This window comes from Vibrio thalassae, assembly GCF_900089835.1.
GTDB classification, from domain to species: Bacteria; Pseudomonadota; Gammaproteobacteria; order Enterobacterales; family Vibrionaceae; genus Vibrio; species Vibrio thalassae.
The window spans coordinates 98,337-114,136 of record NZ_OANU01000073.1 but is presented as its reverse complement, the minus strand read 5'-3'; the positions used below and the strand labels follow the sequence as shown (position 1 = coordinate 114,136).

Sequence of the window (15,800 nt, the reverse complement as noted above, 5' to 3'; positions counted from 1 at the left end):
ATTGACGCAAAAGGTTTATTGTCACCATGACAATCAAGACAATTACGGTATACAAGCAGGATCCAACACCGATCTACAAACAGATCGCCGATCAGATCGCCCATCAAATTGAGTCAGGAGAATTGGCGAGCAACAGCAAATTGCCGACCCATCGTTGGCTTGCTGATCAATTGCATGTCACTGTAGGTACCATCACGCGCGCCTATTCTGAAATTGAACGTCGTGGTTTGGTGGAAGCTCGAGTCGGAGCTGGAACCTATGTAACCGATAGCAATAAACCCAGCTGGGCGTTTGCAGAAAGCAGTATCGATCCCAATGAATACAATTTTGGCTATAACATCCCACCACAATTGGATCGCAGTGACATGCTGAGACAGGCGATGCAGAGGATCTCCACCTCTCCAGCTCATTTAAACCAACTAATGATTTATCAGCCTCCTTCTGGCCTTGACGCTCATCGTTCAATTGTCACTCAGTGGTTAAACAGCAAAGGTATTAAGCTACATGCCCATAAGCTGCTATTTAGCTCAGGGGCTCAGCACGCTATCCAAATGGTGTTAGATACCTTCACCAGAGCAGGTGATACCGTATTAGTAGAAAAGTACACTTATCCAGGCATCATTAGCCTAGCGCGTCAGAATCAGTTGACGCTGAAAGGGATTGAGATGGATGAGTTTGGTGTCACCCCAGAATCGCTTGAAGTCTGTTGCCAACGCTATTCGCCGCGATTTATTTATCTCACGCCGACACTGCAAAACCCGACTACGGCTATCATGCCAAAAGAGCGTCGACTCGATATTATTCGTGTGTGTGAGCAGTACAATGTTTATATCATCGAAGATGAAATCAATGGGTTGTTACTCGAATCACCACCTGCCCCTATGGTGAACTACGCTCCTGAACGAGTGGTTCATATTGGCGCTTTCTCAAAATGCCTAGCCCCTGGTTTGAGAGTAGGCTACGTACACGCACCAGAAAAATTGTATCAACAGTTATTAGTTACACTACAAACTCATAGCTGGATGATTAGCCCGCTGCTCACTGCGTTAACCTGTGAAATGCTCAACTCCGGTGATGCAGAGCGCAACTTAGCCCTCATCCACAAAGAGATGAAAGCGCGCATTGATATTACGACACAAGCGCTTGATGGTTTCGAGTTAAATTATCAGACAGGCGGCTTTCATGTGTGGTTAACGCTTCCAGAGAATTGGCGACTGAGTGAATTCGTTAGTCAAGCCCAAGACAAGGGCATTATCGTTAAATCCGGTGAACTGTTTGCCCCACCAGGTGGCTCAGTAGCGCCTGCTGTGCGTTTGTCGTTAAGTTCACCGCAAACGATCGAACAGCTTCACATCGGCGTAGACAAATTAAAAGCCTTGTTATTGTCCAACACAGTCAATGAATTCACCTTATGAGTACTAGTAACTTTATCGCCGCTAAAGGGCTTGGTAATCCACATATACAAACCCTAATTCCTCGCTTCGTGAGAAGAAAGCCGTTGTTTGAGCCTATTTGGGAAACGTTAGATACTCCAGATGGCGACTTTGTTGAGCTAGCTTGGAGCGAAGACCCGCATTCAACAAGTGCCAAATCCAAACCTGTGTTTGTTCTCTTTCATGGGCTAGAAGGCTGCTTTAGTAGTCCGTATGCCAATGGTTTGATGCACGCCTTTGCTCAACAAGGCTGGCTGTCGGTGATGATGCACTTTCGCGGCTGCGGTCCCAACCCGAATCGACTCGCTCGTGCCTACCACTCAGGTGAAATTGGTGATGCTAGACAGTTTATCGAGCTTTTGGATCATCGTTACCCAAACGCCAAAAAAGCGGCTGTGGGCATCTCCTTAGGGGGTAACATGCTGACAAATTACCTTGCTCACTATCAGAATGACAGCAAGCTAGATGGCGCGACAATTGTCTCTGCTCCGCTGGATCTCGGTGCATGTGCTCGACGCATTGAACAAGGCTTTTCCAAGCTGTATCGCTCATACTTACTTAGTTCAATGAAAAAGAACGCGTTAAACAAACTGAGTCTCCTCAGCGATGCACTCGACCTTACCGCAGAAAAGATCCAAAACATGCGCAAACTGTACGAGTTTGACAACTTGATCACCGCGCCACTGCATGGATTTCGAGATGCTGAAGATTACTACCATCAGTGCTCAGGATTACAAAAAATGTGTGACATTACTGTCCCGACTCAGTTTATCCACGCAAAAGATGACCCATTTATGGGGCATGAAGTGATTCCAAACTTCACTCTCCCAGAGCATATTGACTATCGCCTACACGAACGTGGCGGCCATGTGGGCTTTATGTCCGGCAGTTTTCATCAACCTAAATTTTGGTTAGAAGAAACTCTGCCAAACTACTATCGCCATCTACTCCACTCGTCCACATGACGGTATACTCTCCCGAATCATAGAGTGATGAGGTATTTATGATTATTCCATGGCAACAAATCGCAGCAGAAACGCTGGATAATTTGATCAAAGAATTCGTTTTACGTGAAGGCACCGACTATGGTGACACCGAGTGGTCATTGGACGACAAGGTAGCACACGTAAAAGCTCAACTGGAAAGCGGCGACGCCGTGATCGTTTTCTCTGAATTGCATGAAACCGTCGATATTCAGCTACGTCGCTCGATGAAATGACGTGACCATGACAATCTAGTGCTATAGTAAAACGCTATTGAACCTATATGAGCAGACAAAGTCTAAACAGCTCATAGGGTTAGCAAAACACAATGATAACTACCATTACACAGGAAGTGTTATGTCTGCAAAACACCCCATTATTGCGGTGACCGGCTCTTCTGGAGCAGGCACAACAACAACGTCAGAAGCGTTTCGCAAAATGTTCAACATGATGAGCGTGAAGCCCGTTTTTATCGAAGGTGACAGTTTTCACCGCTTTACTCGTCCAGAAATGGATATCGAGATCCGCAAAGCCAAAGAGCAAGGAAAACACATCAGCTACTTTGGCCCGCAAGCAAATGACTTCCCGGCGTTAGAAGAATTTTTCCGTAATTACGGACAAAACGGTACGGGACAATTCCGTCGTTATCTGCATACGTTTGACGAGGCCGTACCATACAATCAAATGCCAGGCACATTCACACCTTGGCAAGATCTGCCAGAAAATTCCGACGTGCTGTTTTATGAAGGCTTACACGGTGGTGTTGTCGATGGAGAGGTAAACGCAGCACAACATGTCGACCTACTTATCGGCATGGTGCCAATAGTCAACTTGGAGTGGATTCAAAAGTTTGTTCGCGACACCCGCGATAGAGGACATTCCAGAGAAGCGGTTACCGATTCTATTGTGCGTTCAATGGATGATTACCTTAGTTATATTACCCCGCAGTTTTCACGCACTCATATCAACTTTCAGCGTGTGCCTACGGTGGATACTTCTAACCCACTCAACGCCAAAGGTATCCCAAGTCTAGATGAAAGTTTCGTGGTGATTCGCCTGCGTGGTATTAAAAATGTCGACTTCCCGTATCTACTGGCAATGATTGATGGCTCATTCATGTCGCGGCATGACACCATAGTCGTGCCTGGCGGCAAGATGAGTTTTGCGATGGAATTAATCGTCCGACCAATACTTCAACAGCTCATAGAAACGGGGAAAATAGGTTAGCTTGCACGCTCAAACCTTAGGCGATGTTTTATACCGTGATCTTGTGCACAACTTTCCCTATCAAAATGGACTGATGACACGATTAAAATCAAGAAAATTGATGCAAAAAAGGATACTATTTAAATGTAATAGAGGATGGCTTGCGCCATCTTCAAAGTGCTTTTATGCTAGTAAGTCTTAGCCAACGGGCTTGCTAACAAAATATGGAAAGCAGCAAGCATCCCCTGCAGAGGAAGTAAGATATATGGTTCTAGGTAAACCTCAAACCGACCCAACGTTAGAGTGGTTCCTGTCACACTGCCACATTCACAAGTATCCTTCTAAGAGCACGCTAATTCATGCGGGTGAAAAAGCGGAAACTCTTTACTACATCGTAAAAGGTTCTGTAGCGGTACTGATCAAAGATGAAGAAGGCAAAGAGATGATCTTGTCTTACCTTAACCAAGGTGACTTCATCGGTGAACTTGGCTTGTTCGAAGAAGATCAAGAACGTACAGCATGGGTACGTGCAAAATCTCCTTGTGAAGTAGCGGAAATCTCATTCAAGAAATTCCGTCAGCTGATTCAAGTTAACCCTGATATTTTAATGCGTTTATCTGCTCAAATGGCCAGCCGTCTGCAAGTGACCAGCCAAAAAGTAGGTGACTTAGCGTTCCTAGACGTAACAGGCCGCATTGCTCAAACGCTACTAAACCTAGCGAAGCAACCAGACGCAATGACTCACCCAGATGGCATGCAAATCAAGATCACTCGTCAAGAGATCGGCCAGATCGTTGGCTGTTCGCGTGAGACAGTGGGGCGCATTCTTAAGATGCTAGAAGAGCAGAACCTCATCTCTGCTCACGGTAAGACGATTGTTGTTTACGGTACGCGTTAATTTCTAGCGACGTTACTTTTGCAAAGCTAATAGCTAAAAAGCCACCGCAAGGTGGCTTTTTTATTATTGGTGCGTACTCTCAAAAATCTTATCCGCAGATGCCGCGACGAAGCCTTGATAGTAACTGCCATCCGCCATTTGATATCGCTGAGCAAACTCATAGAAACCGCCAGGAATAATCTGTTCTCCATCAGTGAACATCACTGGCACTTTATCCGCCATTGTTGAAGATTGCTCAAGTAACACCTCTGGAGAGCCTTTCACTTCACCGCCAGATTCATTGATAGCAAAACCGGCCTCACGAAGATGTTGGTTTACTTCTACAACTTCCTGAAAACGATCCAGCTGATTTACGCTCACCGTAAAGTGGTTAGCGCCATAACCGTGGGCAGCTAACCAAGAGGCATACTCGCTCTCTTTAGCTAGTGTCTGAAAATCAGCGTAACTCAAGTCCCATAGACGCCCACCATAAAGGAAGTCTGCGCTATCCAACTTCGCCGCTTCAACTTGAGCCACCAGCTTAGCGACAATATCTTGCAGCTGCTGCGAACACAGTTCGACTCTAAGCTCACTAATAAACACTTTTGGTAATAGAGCATTACTATGCTCTAAATGAATCGCGGAAAGCTTCTTAGCCTCAAACACATAATCACCAGAGACTTTGTAGCCAAGGGCGATAAAGTGCTTTGCCAACGAATCGATACCCAGAGGGCCGACGTTAAAAGTACGCAGCGCGATATGGTCATTGATCAGCGCATCATCCTCTTTGAGTAGAGCATGGACTTTATCAGCAGAAGGGCAAAGACGGCGAATATAGTCTTGCCACAAATGGTTAAATAGAGCGTCTACAGTCATAACAGAAGTTCCTTAGAGTTCAATACCAGGGCTTAGCGTTGCAGGAAGCTCGGTATTGTCTCCTTCCATGGACGCCATAGGGTATGCACAGTAATCGGCCGCATAGAAAGCACTGGGTCTTAGGTTACCTGATGCACCAGGTCCTCCGAATGGCGCATCACCACTCGCTCCAGTAAGCTGACGGTTACGGTTTACGATACCTGCACGAATATGGTCAACGAAGTACTGCCACTCTTCATCGCTTTGCGAAATCAAACCTGCCGACAAACCAAAACGAGTATCGTTGGCGAGTTCTACTGCTTGCGGTAGCGTTTCGTAGCGAACTAGCTGTAACAAGGGACCAAAATACTCTTCATCTGGAAGCTGCTCGATATCCGTTGCGTCAATCAACGCAGGCGTAACAAAGGCAGCTTGTAGACGCTTCGCTTCCACTAAACTCTTACCACCTAGCTTCACCAATTCGGCTTGTGCAGCAATAATATGGTCAGCCGCTTGATCAGAAATTTGTGGCCCCATAAACGGAGCTGGCTCGGCGAAAGGCTCATCGATACGGATCTTACCAATTGCAGAAACTAAGCGTTCAACCAGTTGATCACCTTTTTGCCCAAATGGCACATAAAGGCGTCTTGCACAGGTACAGCGTTGTCCAGCACTGATGTATGCCGATTGCAAAATGGTATAAACCGCAGCATCAATATCCCCAAAGTCTTCACTGATCACCAGCGGGTTATTGCCGCCCATTTCTAGCGCTAACATCTTGCCCGGTTGCCCCGCAAATTGCCTATGCAGAATGTGTCCCGTATTGGCGCTACCTGTGAACAATACGCCATCGATACCTTTAGAATCAGCAAGCGCAATGCCCGTCTCCTTGCCGCCTTGAACAAGGTTAATGACACCAGATGGAAGACCTACCTCTTCCCAAAGCTTCATGGCTAACTCACCGACAAGTGGCGTCTGCTCAGATGGTTTAAAGACCACGGTGTTCCCAGCCAGTAACGCAGGCACAATATGACCGTTAGGTAGGTGACCAGGGAAGTTATACGGCCCAAAGACAGCCATGACACCAAGAGGCCTGTGACGGAGGACGATTTGGTTGCCCGCTGCTTCGCGTTGGGTCTCGCCGGTACGCTGATGATAAGCACGAATGGAAATGGCGATTTTACCAGCCATCGCTCCCGCTTCAGTGCGCGTCTCCCATAGCGGTTTACCCGTTTCTTTGGCGATGGCGATGGCAATCTCTTCACTACGCTGTTTCACTTTCTCTGCGAAAGCCAAAACAATGGCTTCACGCTCTTCAAATGGACGCTTCTTCCACTCGATAAATGCCTGACGAGCAGCAACAACTGCGCTTTCAACTTGCTGAGCAGTCGCTGATTGACCTTCCCAAATAGTTTGGTTGTTGTAAGGGGACAGTGACTGAAAAGCGTCACCTTGGCCTGCAACCCAGTTCCCTGCGATCCATTGAGTCATAGTGAAGTTCCTTAAATTATGTGAGCAAAGAGCAAGCGGTGTTTCCGCTTCTCTAAACAGTAGTGCTAATCGACCACCATCTTATTATTTGACTGTTATTGAGCCAGCATACGCACCATATCGCCTTCAGCGACATTCAGTGCTTGTGCAGCTTCCACCGTGAGTAATACCTTACCGCTTGCTGGGTCATAAGCCGCTTTAGCCGCCACCGCTCGAAAGTTCTCAAACGAGGTATTGGCGACCAAATAATCTTGAGAGCTTGAATGCTCTGCAATCGCTACCTGAGCTCGGAAAGAGTCGCGAACCGCTTGAATATTGCGAAGGTCACATTCAACTGTTGGGCCAGCATCAAAAATGTCGACATAATTACGACAGGTGAAGCCTTCGTTTTCAAGTAGTTTCAAGGCTGGACGGGTATTCTCATGCACCTGCCCAATCACCTCTTGTGCTTCTTTGCTGAGTAAGTTGATATAGATTGGGAGTTTAGGCATTAAGTCTGCGATAAAGCCTTTTTTACCGATACCGGTCAGATAATCCGCCAACGTGAAATCAATAGAGAAGAAATGCTCTTGTAACCATTTCCAAAATGGAGAATTGCCTTCCGCATCGGACACACCGCGCATTTCAGCAAAAATCGTTTTAGAGAAACGTTCTGGATGCTCTGCCATCATTAAGAAACGGCATTTAGACATCAAACGACCATTCAATCCACGACGAAATTCAGGGCGTAAGAACAAGGTACAAATTTCACTGCACCCAGTGTAGTTATTACCGAAGGTCAAAAGCTTAACGACATTATTGACGTTAAGTTTTGGCGACGAGTGCACGACGGTACTGATGTGATAAGAATAGAAAGGGACATCCCAGCCAATCGCACCTTCTATACCTGTGGTACCCGCCACTTCGCCAGTGTCGGTATCGACGCCAACCATCAAATAACCTTCATCGGTCGGCGAGGTCACGTCTTGCTTGGCAAAACTGTATTCAGAATGGGTAATTCGGTTAGTGAGAAGCTCTTCATTCACCGGAAGAGAAGTAAAACCGTGTCCTGATTCTACCGCGCAAGTATGCAGCGCATCGTAATCAGACATAGAGATAGGACGAACAACAAGCATCAATAATCCCTCCTGACGCAAACTCTCTCGGCACATCCAAACATCCGAGAGAGTATCTATTTACTAACTAAACTTACGCCGCTACTAACGTGCTGATCGCTTTATCGAGTTTAGCTAGTCCTTGTTCCACTTCTTGCTTGGTAATGACGAGTGATGGCGTAAAACGAACCACATTGGCCCCGGCAACCAATACCATTAACCCTTGCTGACCTGCTGCAACTAGAACATCGCGAGCACGGCCTTGCCATTCTTCATTCAAAGCGGCACCAAGAAGTAGGCCTTTTCCGCGAATTTCACTGAAAATACCGTATTTATCGTTTATTTTCTGTAGTCCTTCACGGAACCATGCTTCACGCTCTTCGACACCAGCCAGAACATCAGGGCTCGACACCACATCCACAACCGCTTCTGCTACCGCACATGCGAGCGGGTTGCCTCCATAAGTCGAACCGTGCGTCCCTACTTTCATGTGAGCAGCAAGTTTTTCAGTCGTTAGCATGGCACCAATCGGGAAGCCGCCACCAAGAGACTTGGCTGTGCTCAAAATATCCGGCGTCACACCCAAACCTTGATAGGCATAAAAGTGACCAGTACGACCATTACCAGTTTGCACTTCATCAAAAATAAGTAGGGCATTGTATTTGTCACATAATTCTCTAACGGCTTGAACAAACTCAGGCTGAGGAGAAACAATACCGCCCTCACCTTGCAGCGGTTCCATCATCACTGCACAGGTTTTTTCTGACATCTGTGCCTCAAGCGCCGCGATGTCGTTATAAGGAATATGTGATACGTCACCTGGTTTTGGGCCAAAGCCGTCGGAATAGGCCGCTTGTCCACCAACAGTGACTGTAAAGAAAGTACGACCATGGAAACCTTGGTTAAAGGCGATGATTTCAGACTTTTCTGTGCCATGAACATCTGCAGCCCAGCGACGTGCAAGTTTCAACGCGGCTTCATTGGCTTCTGCTCCTGAATTGGCGAAGAAAACTCGCTCAGCAAAGCTCACTTCAGTCAGTTTTTTAGCCAAACGCAGCGCAGGCTCATTGGTCATGACATTACTTAGGTGCCATATCTTATTCGCTTGCTCAGTGACTGCATTTACCATCGCCGGATGGCAATGGCCTAAACAACTCACAGCAATACCGCCAGCGAAATCGATATATTCATTCCCTTGCTGGTCCCAAACTCGAGCACCCTCGCCTTTTACCGGGATCATTTCCATCGGGTTGTAGCAAGGTACCATTACCTCATCAAACCACTCACGAGTAACCGCTTTTTCCGTTGTCATAACACATTCCTTCTCATTACAGCATGTGGGAGAAAGGCGCTTCACTTTTCCATTTTAGCTTATGGATCAAGAGTGATCCTTTAAACACAGTTAGGGAGAAAAGATTTTCTATCGCTTTTCCACAGATGCAGCATTGTATTTACATTTATTTAACCATAGCAATAGTGAAAAATACTTTTTAAGCATACTAGGAGCAAAACCCAACACTTTTGCATGAGTATTTATGCATCAAAAATGAATTATAATGAAGTTATTTTTCTACTATTGACTAAGAAAGTCAGCAAATAAGGTGTTGCTAGCACCAACATCAGTAAAAACGAATAAACTTTCAATTTAATAAGAAAAACTTATGATAGATAAGAAAACAGAAAACAGTGATCAAGATCGACTATTTTTGAGACAGGAAATTGTTGAGAAGTTCGTGACCTTGTTCGGTCTTGATAGATTCAGGGTGGAATTGAACCGCATGCAGGCAAAGTGACGTGTGCTGATAACCCATAATTTCATCGAAATCACCATTTGCTAACTCAGTCCAAGCGGTAACTTCAAAGCACTCTGGAAGCGACTCTTTTTCGACAATTAGCGAGTGATAACGAGTAACGGTTAGCGGGTTATTAAGACCAGCAAACACACTTTTGTTGTTATGACGAATCGGTGACGTTTTTCCATGCATCACTTCACGGGCACGAATCACCTTGCCACCAAAGACCTGAGCGATCGCTTGATGCCCTAAACAGACGCCGAGTAGTGGTAATTTACCAGCAAAGTGTTTGATCACCTCTAAGGAGATTCCAGCCTCATTAGGTGTACAAGGTCCTGGAGAGATAACTAAATGAGAGGGATTTAACGCTTCAATACCGGCAATATCAATTTCATCATTGCGCACCACTTTTACTTCAACGCCCAGTTCAGAAAAATACTGAAACAAGTTAAAAGTAAAGGAGTCGTAGTTATCAATGATGAGTAGCATAGCGCTCGCTGTGGTATTGAGTTTGCGAAAAATAAGGCGGTATTTTGCAACAAGATGACAGAAAGGCAAGTAAAAATGGGGAGAAAAAAAGCAGCAAGGCTGTAAACACCTTGCTGCAGAGAACAATTACCCTTGTTTACGTCGACGTAGACCTAACAGCAACATGGCTGACAAACCCACTAAGCCAACCGAACCACCACGCATATTCAGATCAATCACCGCAGGATCATGGTCAGAAGAGCGGTAATGGTCTTGATACTTAGGAAAGTCTCCTTTGTACTCATCGTTATAATCAAATAACGTCGACTCCGCCGCATTGATATGCCACTCAGTGGCATCAACGACATGTTTCGACAAGCTTGAGCTAATCAGGATATGGTCAAGCGCACCAACTTCATCATTGTATGAATAACTCCAACCTTGTGGGTGCATCTCTCCCAGTACGTTGACATAACCATAGCTGTGGTCAATGACCGCGCCATCATCTCCAAATTGTTCTTGCTCACCAATAAAGGTATTGCGAGCAGCACGAATGGTTTTGCCATACTTCTCTTGACTGTAGTCAGTCAGAATCAGCAGTGGATCTTCTTTTCCATATGCATTGAAATCGCCCAAGACAATTTTATGTCCTTTAATCGCTTCCAACGCATCACCTAACGCAACGGCTGCTGCAACACGGAAGTTTTCACATGACCCTTGCTGATCAGTATCTTTGCCTGCTTGACCACCTTCAGCAACAGGAGCTGCATCTTCCCAACATTTAGAGCCTTTCGATTTGAAATGATTGACTGCTACCGTCAGCTTCTCTTTCGCCCCTTTCACTTTAAAAGTTGGTGCTAGGGTATTACGTTGGTAGTTCTTACCATCTTCAATCACTTTGCCATCGTCATTCAGCACTTCAGGCGCCACCTGTCGAGGCATTTCCAATACGTTCACTTTTTTAAGTTTCACTTGCTTAGGACGGTAAATAACGCCTGTCGTAATAGCATCGGTACCCACAGCATCAAGCTTATCCGTGACACCATCTTGATTACTGTCTAGCGAAACAAAGTCATAGTGCAATTTCTTGTTATCGATACGAGCGTTAAGCTCTCTGACTAACTGAGCAATGGCTCCATTGTCACCAAAGCCGTTGTTCTCTATTTCCATCAAACCAACAATGTCGGCATCAAGCTTGATAAGCGCATTGAGTATTTTCTCTTGCTGGACTTCAAACTCAGCAAAGTTGCTAGCACCTCGATTGCCGCCGAAGCGGTTTTCATCACCACCGAATGGCGAGGTAAAGTAGTTAAGAACGTTAAAGGTCGCAACACGTAGGTCTTTCTTGTTCCATGGCTGCTCAGCAAGCTCAGGAGCTTCAGTGCGCGGTGTATTACGAACGAAGTTATCAGCAGAAATAGTATTCGTCACAAACAGGCGGTAATCACCGTAGCTGTACCCAATGACCCCTTCAATATCGAACAAGGTATCGTTGATACGAATGTAATCTTCCGTACTGCCATCTTGGTCCACATCGGTACGACCAAATTCAGGGTAGTACGGCACTTTGCCGTTTGGTGCTGCCGTTGGTGACTCAACAAATAATCGACGTAAGCCGTTATCTTCGCTTTGTGCTTTAGCTTCATCAGACCCTGCGGCAAACTGCTGATTTGGATGCAGATTAACGCGTTCATGCGTCAACACCATATTGTTGCGACGTGCGCCATAGTCATAACCAAAGGTGCGACTAATGCGCATATCAAGCGCTTTTGGTAGGCGCACTAGCATGCCTTCGTAACGCTCTAATGTCTGCTCAAAGTTCTCATCGGACTCAAGCACTTCCATTGCTGTCGCTTGTGGGACAGCTTGTTCTCCTTGCTTAAACCAATCTTGTTCATTGAGTTTAAGCTGAGTTTGCCCATAGAACTCTTGGATTTGGCCGCGAACGCAAACGACATCACCAGCCGATAGACTTGGGTTAGCCTGAGTGTAAACATACAAACCATTAGACGTGAGCGGATTATGATCATCTTGCAGCGCTTCGAGATAGAAGCCTTGATTAATCCCCGAACTCACTGCTGTCACAACACCTTGAACGAAATGCTGCTCACTGGTGATATAAGGGTAACCATTGATGTAAGGAGAGCGGCTGCCTTCTCCCTGAATGGCTTGAATGTCTGTAAAGGATGGTGCAGAACCATTGTCGAGACATTGGAATGGTTCCGGCGGCGTTATATCATCCAACTGACCTAAACCTGTCACATCATTCTTGCTCAGTGTCGCCCATTGGTCCGGTTGGTAACTCGCTGATGGCTGATGAAATGGCGTATAGCGTACTAAGGTTTTATCCGCCCCAAAGTTCTCCCCCATCGTGCCAATCATATCGATGATTTGGCCATTGCTATCCATAAGTGCAATCGGGTCGTCACCATTAAAATTCAATACTTGATCAGAGGTTGAAAGCGTTGCAACACCTAAAATGGTATCGTCTGCGCGAGAGTTTGCGAACACAAGTACTGATTTAGCTGGTATCACATAGCTGGAAAGATCTAGCGTGCTCCAACTGCCGTCACCATTTGGCGATTTAGCCAGTTGGTAACCCAGCAACTGAACATCTAAATCTCCAGAGTTGGCTATCTCAACCGCCTTGTTATAACCGCTTCCTTCCACATATTGCGAAAGAAAGATCTCTGCGTTGGCACCTCCGGCTAATGCGGACGTTATCGCTAACGCTAACCACTGCTTTTTATTTGTGCGTGTCATCATTCACCTCGAATTAACTGGCAATGTTATCCCTTGCCTTTATTGCACTTTATTGAATATGAAAATGATTATTTTCGAGACGAGTGTTGTCATTCAGAGTGCAAATGAACAATGAATATTCAGTTAACTGAGAGACACCTCTCATTCGAAGTTTGAACAATTTCGTCTGTGCCAAAAATTCAACAGGAAACGTTAGTAAGTCGAGATTATGCGATAACAACGAAAAAGCCCTTTGGCGAACCAAAGGGCTTTTCAATATCTGAAGTACAGCTTGTGCTATGGGCGAGTCACAAAACCTACTGCTTTGTAGGCTTCAGCCAACGTCACTGCAGCACGAGCAGAGGCTTTTTCAGCGCCTTGACGCATGACTTCATCCATATAAGCACGATCGGCACGAATACGGTGGTATTCTGCTTGAATTGGCTCAAGCATAGCAACCAGCGCTTCACCGACATCTTTCTTAAACGGACCATACATCTCTACACCCGCATATTGCGCTTCAATTTCTTCAAACGTTTTACCCGTTGCTGCAGAGTAAAGGCCCATTAGGTTAGAGATGCCCGCTTTGTTTTCCCAATCGTTGGCAATGCGTGGTGGTGTCTCAGCATCGGTTTGAGCTTTATTGATCTTCTTGATGATCGACTTAGGCTCTTCAAGCAGAGTAATCACGTTCTTACGGTTATCATCCGACTTAGACATCTTCTTAGTCGCATCTTGTAAGCTCATTACACGAGCGTTCACCGTTGGGATATAAGGCTCAGGAATGGTGAAAATCGGCGCTTCAGGGCTGTAGATATTGTTGAAACGAGTCGCGATATCACGCGCTAACTCTAAGTGCTGCTTCTGGTCACTACCCACTGGTACTTGATGTGCGCCGTAAAGCAGAATATCGGCAGCCATTAGCACTGGATAGTCATAAAGACCAACGTTAACGTCATTGGCGTAACGCTGAGATTTGTCTTTAAACTGAGTCATGCGATTCAGTTCACCCATTTGGGTATAACAGTTAAGAAGCCAACCAAGTTGAGCATGCTCAGGTACGTGTGACTGTACAAATAACGTGCTCTTCTTCGGATCAACACCAACTGCAAGGCAGATTGCGAGTGCGTCTAGTGTCGCTTCATGCAGTGCTTTCGGATCTTGACGAACTGTAATCGCATGCAGGTCAACCACGCAGTACTGGCAATCGTAATCATCTTGCATCTGTTGCCATTGACGTAGAGCACCCAAGTAGTTTCCGATACTTAGTTCACCTGACGGCTGAACACCACTCAATACGATGGGTTTGCTCATGATAATGATTCCTTCGACTTCTTAACGAGATAATTAGGATAATGAAAAACCGCGTAATTCCTTACGCGGTTCTAGCAGTGTACTCATTGGCGAGTATATTTCTAGTACTTTGCTTGGCTTTTCACTCAGCAACGCACTTTTTGTCGCGATTTAACCGTTAATTCCTACGGCTTCAAGCACGTTCGACACGATATCAGCCACAAAGTCAGGATTCGCACTGGCAATCGGTTCACCGTGGTTGTAACCATAAGTGAGTCCAAACGCTAGGCAGCCTGCATTACGCGCCGCCAAGATGTCGTTTTTGGAATCTCCGACCATCAACACCTGATCAGCAGATACTTGTTCTTGTTCCATTAACCAATGCAGTGCCATCGGATCCGGTTTACGTTTTGGGAACGCATCGCCACCAAGAACATGCTTAAAATACTTATCTAGCTTATGCTGTTCGAGCAGTTCTGGCACAAACTTCGATGGTTTATTGGTAAGCAGAGCTAAAGTAACACCATTTGCCACCAAGGTATCCAATGTCTGATGCACAGCTGGATATAAATGGCTTAGCTTATGCCCACTAGCTTGGTAAAAGTCATCGAATAGGGTACGAGCTTTAGCCAGCAACTCTGGCGATAACTCAGGATCAACATTGATGTTTTGGCTTAATGAACGACCAATAAGAATATCGGCACCGTTACCCACATAGTCACGAACTTGCTCTTCGGTGACACTCGGGTAGCCCAGCTCTTGAACTGCCTGATCAGCAGCCAACGCCAAATCAGGTACGCTATCCAACAGCGTACCATCCAAATCAAAAACAACGAGTTTAATTGCGCTCATGTCTACTAATTCCGAATCTATTTGCTGGTGACTTTTGCAAGTTCTGCACGCATTTCGTCGATAACTTCTTTATAGTCTGGACGATTAAAGATAGCGCTACCAGCAACAAACATATCAGCACCTGCTTCGGCGATTTCACGAATGTTGTCGACCTTGACACCACCATCAATTTCTAGACGAATGTTACGACCTGATGCATCAATACGCTTACGAACTTCACGTAGCTTATCTAGCGTCGAAGGAATAAAAGATTGACCACCAAAGCCTGGATTTACCGACATCAGCAGAATCAAATCCACTTTGTCCATAATGTAGTCAAGGCAAGAAAGAGGCGTTGCTGGGTTAAGTACCACACCAGCTTGACAGCCATGCTCTTTGATAAGCTGCAGGGTACGATCAACGTGCTCAGAGGCTTCTACATGGAAAGTAATCATGCTCGCACCTGCTTTAGCAAAATCAGGAACAATGCTATCGACAGGTTTAACCATTAGATGAACATCAATTGGCGCAGTAATGCCGTAGTCGCGCAGTGCTTTACAGATTGGTGCGCCAAACGTCAGGTTAGGAACGTAGTGATTGTCCATCACATCAAAGTGAACCACGTCAGCGCCCGCTGCGAGTACTTTTTCAACGTCCTCACCTAGGCGAGCAAAATCTGCGGAGAGAATGGATGGAGCAATTAAAAAGTCTTTCATACCTAACCTCAGTTGAAT

At 45.8% G+C, this 15,800-nt stretch carries 14 protein-coding genes; 5 read left to right on the top strand and 9 right to left on the bottom strand.

Annotation, left to right across the window (positions count from 1 at the left end):
* Window positions 1-26 precede the first annotated feature (26 nt).
* The 5 genes from VTH8203_RS17500 (at window position 27) to crp (ending at window position 4,520) form a co-directional block, all read left to right on the top strand.
* Window positions 27-1,415, top strand: a complete 1,389-nt coding sequence (locus VTH8203_RS17500; RefSeq protein ID WP_096994819.1) for an aminotransferase-like domain-containing protein — start codon at window positions 27-29, stop codon at window positions 1,413-1,415.
* Window positions 1,412-2,398: a hydrolase gene (locus VTH8203_RS17495; protein WP_096994818.1), complete on the top strand. Its 987-nt coding sequence runs from the start codon at window positions 1,412-1,414 to the stop codon at window positions 2,396-2,398. The genes VTH8203_RS17500 and VTH8203_RS17495 overlap by 4 nt, the downstream gene beginning before the upstream one ends.
* Before the next feature lie 38 nt (window positions 2,399-2,436).
* Window positions 2,437-2,652, top strand: coding sequence for a YheU family protein (locus VTH8203_RS17490; RefSeq protein WP_096994817.1), 216 nt, complete (start codon window positions 2,437-2,439; stop codon window positions 2,650-2,652).
* 121 nt (window positions 2,653-2,773) lie between these two features.
* Window positions 2,774-3,643, top strand: coding sequence for a phosphoribulokinase (locus VTH8203_RS17485; RefSeq protein WP_096994816.1), 870 nt, complete (start codon window positions 2,774-2,776; stop codon window positions 3,641-3,643).
* A 244-nt stretch (window positions 3,644-3,887) separates the two neighbouring features.
* A complete protein-coding gene (crp, locus tag VTH8203_RS17480; protein WP_004410522.1) occupies window positions 3,888-4,520 on the top strand; it encodes a cAMP-activated global transcriptional regulator CRP in 633 nt (210 codons plus the stop codon).
* A gap of 63 nt (window positions 4,521-4,583) precedes the next feature.
* Here crp and VTH8203_RS17475 read toward each other — a convergent pair whose 3' ends face one another.
* The 9 genes from VTH8203_RS17475 to rpe form a co-directional block, all read right to left on the bottom strand.
* Window positions 4,584-5,375, bottom strand: a complete 792-nt coding sequence (locus VTH8203_RS17475) for a DUF1338 domain-containing protein (RefSeq protein WP_096994815.1) — start codon at window positions 5,373-5,375, stop codon at window positions 4,584-4,586.
* Between the two features lie 12 nt (window positions 5,376-5,387).
* Window positions 5,388-6,845 (bottom strand): succinylglutamate-semialdehyde dehydrogenase, encoded by a 1,458-nt coding sequence (gene astD / locus VTH8203_RS17470; protein ID WP_096994814.1) that lies wholly within the window; start codon window positions 6,843-6,845, stop codon window positions 5,388-5,390.
* Window positions 6,846-6,940: 95 nt separating this feature from the next.
* A complete protein-coding gene (astA, locus tag VTH8203_RS17465; RefSeq protein ID WP_096994813.1) occupies window positions 6,941-7,960 on the bottom strand; it encodes an arginine N-succinyltransferase in 1,020 nt (339 codons plus the stop codon).
* A 73-nt stretch (window positions 7,961-8,033) separates the two neighbouring features.
* The gene (locus tag VTH8203_RS17460; RefSeq protein ID WP_096994812.1) at window positions 8,034-9,251 is read right to left on the bottom strand and encodes an aspartate aminotransferase family protein; all 1,218 of its coding nucleotides are present in this window, start codon (window positions 9,249-9,251) and stop codon (window positions 8,034-8,036) included.
* A gap of 388 nt (window positions 9,252-9,639) precedes the next feature.
* A complete protein-coding gene (locus tag VTH8203_RS17455; RefSeq protein ID WP_096994811.1) occupies window positions 9,640-10,221 on the bottom strand; it encodes an aminodeoxychorismate/anthranilate synthase component II in 582 nt (193 codons plus the stop codon).
* 126 nt (window positions 10,222-10,347) lie between these two features.
* Window positions 10,348-12,963 carry an ExeM/NucH family extracellular endonuclease gene (locus VTH8203_RS17450; protein ID WP_167385839.1) on the bottom strand — a complete coding sequence of 872 codons (2,616 nt, stop codon included), beginning with the start codon at window positions 12,961-12,963 and terminating at the stop codon, window positions 10,348-10,350.
* 276 nt (window positions 12,964-13,239) lie between these two features.
* A complete protein-coding gene (trpS, locus tag VTH8203_RS17445; protein ID WP_038230950.1) occupies window positions 13,240-14,256 on the bottom strand; it encodes a tryptophan--tRNA ligase in 1,017 nt (338 codons plus the stop codon).
* Window positions 14,257-14,406: 150 nt separating this feature from the next.
* A complete protein-coding gene (locus VTH8203_RS17440; RefSeq protein ID WP_096994809.1) occupies window positions 14,407-15,087 on the bottom strand; it encodes a phosphoglycolate phosphatase in 681 nt (226 codons plus the stop codon).
* A 17-nt stretch (window positions 15,088-15,104) separates the two neighbouring features.
* A complete protein-coding gene (gene rpe, locus VTH8203_RS17435; protein ID WP_096994808.1) occupies window positions 15,105-15,782 on the bottom strand; it encodes a ribulose-phosphate 3-epimerase in 678 nt (225 codons plus the stop codon).
* Between the last annotated feature and the right edge of the window lie 18 nt (window positions 15,783-15,800).

Coding starts and splice junctions, on each gene's coding strand:
- VTH8203_RS17500 (WP_096994819.1), top strand. CDS start 27: ATGACAATCAAGACAATTACGGTATACAAGCAGGATCCAACACCGATC.
- VTH8203_RS17495 (WP_096994818.1), top strand. CDS start 1,412: ATGAGTACTAGTAACTTTATCGCCGCTAAAGGGCTTGGTAATCCACAT.
- VTH8203_RS17490 (WP_096994817.1), top strand. CDS start 2,437: ATGATTATTCCATGGCAACAAATCGCAGCAGAAACGCTGGATAATTTG.
- VTH8203_RS17485 (WP_096994816.1), top strand. CDS start 2,774: ATGTCTGCAAAACACCCCATTATTGCGGTGACCGGCTCTTCTGGAGCA.
- crp (WP_004410522.1), top strand. CDS start 3,888: ATGGTTCTAGGTAAACCTCAAACCGACCCAACGTTAGAGTGGTTCCTG.
- VTH8203_RS17475 (WP_096994815.1), bottom strand. CDS start 5,375: ATGACTGTAGACGCTCTATTTAACCATTTGTGGCAAGACTATATTCGC.
- astD (WP_096994814.1), bottom strand. CDS start 6,845: ATGACTCAATGGATCGCAGGGAACTGGGTTGCAGGCCAAGGTGACGCT.
- astA (WP_096994813.1), bottom strand. CDS start 7,960: ATGCTTGTTGTTCGTCCTATCTCTATGTCTGATTACGATGCGCTGCAT.
- VTH8203_RS17460 (WP_096994812.1), bottom strand. CDS start 9,251: ATGACAACGGAAAAAGCGGTTACTCGTGAGTGGTTTGATGAGGTAATG.
- VTH8203_RS17455 (WP_096994811.1), bottom strand. CDS start 10,221: ATGCTACTCATCATTGATAACTACGACTCCTTTACTTTTAACTTGTTT.
- VTH8203_RS17450 (WP_167385839.1), bottom strand. CDS start 12,963: ATGACACGCACAAATAAAAAGCAGTGGTTAGCGTTAGCGATAACGTCC.
- trpS (WP_038230950.1), bottom strand. CDS start 14,256: ATGAGCAAACCCATCGTATTGAGTGGTGTTCAGCCGTCAGGTGAACTA.
- VTH8203_RS17440 (WP_096994809.1), bottom strand. CDS start 15,087: ATGAGCGCAATTAAACTCGTTGTTTTTGATTTGGATGGTACGCTGTTG.
- rpe (WP_096994808.1), bottom strand. CDS start 15,782: ATGAAAGACTTTTTAATTGCTCCATCCATTCTCTCCGCAGATTTTGCT.